The sequence below is a fragment of the Martinezella paranaensis genome, from assembly GCF_014200235.1.
In the GTDB taxonomy this organism is placed as follows: domain Bacteria; phylum Pseudomonadota; class Alphaproteobacteria; order Rhizobiales; family Rhizobiaceae; genus Rhizobium; species Rhizobium paranaense.
Genome location: NZ_JACHBI010000048.1, coordinates 1 through 1,564, shown reverse-complemented (window position 1 = coordinate 1,564; position 1,564 = coordinate 1). Strand labels below are relative to the sequence as shown.

1 protein-coding gene is annotated in these 1,564 nt (G+C 56.2%); it reads right to left on the bottom strand.

The window, feature by feature from the left end; genetic code table 11:
• Nucleotides 1–313: 313 nt before the first annotated feature.
• Complete coding sequence (locus GGD50_RS32510) at nucleotides 314–1,480, bottom strand: IS110 family RNA-guided transposase (RefSeq protein WP_183941385.1); 1,167 nt, start codon at nucleotides 1,478–1,480, stop codon at nucleotides 314–316.
• Nucleotides 1,481–1,564 lie beyond the last annotated feature (84 nt).

Genomic DNA, 1,564 nt, shown 5'->3' with positions numbered 1-1,564 from the left:
AAAGCTCACATGAGGATTTCGCCGTCAAGATCAATCACTGGTTCATAGTTTGCATCCTTCCGATTTCATATCGAACCCATGGTCTGAGCCACTTGCTTGACGCGGCACGTTTCCGTCACCGGTTCAAACTCACATACGGTCGCCGTCTTCCCGGCAGCGCCACTATCCCGCTTGCGTAGCGGCAAGGCTCAGGAGAACGGGACCAATCTAAAGCGCGGCATTTGAAGCCCGACTTTGAGGCGGTTCGCTCACCTGGATCCGCCAGGATTGATCAGTCCTGGAAGATTTCGTGTGTTCGGCTATTTCTTGGTCGTCAGACCGTCTTCATGACAGCCCCTTCGATGACAACCCCCGCAGTAACAAACTTCCACAGCGCGATAAGTAGCTTGCGCGCCAGAGCAACTATCGCGGCTTTCTTTAAACGTCCCCCGTTCAACTGAACCCGATCCACAAACCAACGACTGAGCGCTGACGCTGGCTGATTGCGTAGCCACAGCCACGACAGTTGAATCATCGTGGTGCGCAGCCGAGGATTCCCTGCTTTTGAGACACCCTGTTCGTGGTCAATCGTCCCGCTCATCCATGGGGTCGGTGTCAAACCTGCATAGGCGGCAATCTGCCGCCGATTATCAAAATGTCGGGACAGTGCTTCGGTCCAAAGAACGGCGGCAAATTCAGCGCCAACACCCTTCAAGGAAAGCAGCATTGCTGCGGGCGAGGTTGCCTCAACCGCAGGCTGCTCGCACGTCGATAGGAGAGAATTACGCTCGCTCTCCACTGTAGAAATCTGTTCTAGCAGCAACTCGAGACGGTCGAGTTCGCGATTGATTTGAGCCTTTAGGTGTTTCGGTAACTCGCGCCCATCTCCCGTCTGGAGCTCCTCCAGCCGCTGACGGCGATCCTTACGGAGCGGTTGATAGCCGCTGACGCCTTGCGCGAAGAGTAGCCCCTTCACTCGATTGACATGCCTGACCCGTTCAGCAATCAAAACTTTGCGTTCCCGGCAAATCCGACGCCGATCTTCGTCCTCCGGATCTGGCGCTCTGACCATCGCACATACGCGTGGCTCGCCACGCTTGAAAGCGAGCAACGTGCGCGTCAGAGCCTCTCCATCAATCTTGTCCGTCTTCGCACGCCGACGTCGACGGGAGGTCGCGATCGAAGCTGCGTCGACGACGTAACTCTCGATCCCGTTAGCCTCCAGTACGCGGTGTATCCAGAAGCCGTCCAATCCGGCCTCTTGGATCGTCACGATGGGAAATGACTTTCCTGTTCTCAACCGCGCCTTCTGTTGTAGCTGCTCAAACCGATCCAGCAGCTCGGCGACATTGCCACCGTCCACTACATGCTTGGACATCTTTTCGCCGCTGCCCGGCGACAACGAAGTGATCAACCAGGTCGATCGGCTCAGTTCCAATGACACAAAAATTGCGCCAAGATCAGTGCGGACAGCGGTTGGCTGAATGGATGTGGGTTCCATAACCTGCTCCTCCTGAGCGAGTGCTTTGATGCAGCCTCACTCTGCCAGAGCGTCGGCCGCTGTTCACTCCTCATGGGATCTAAA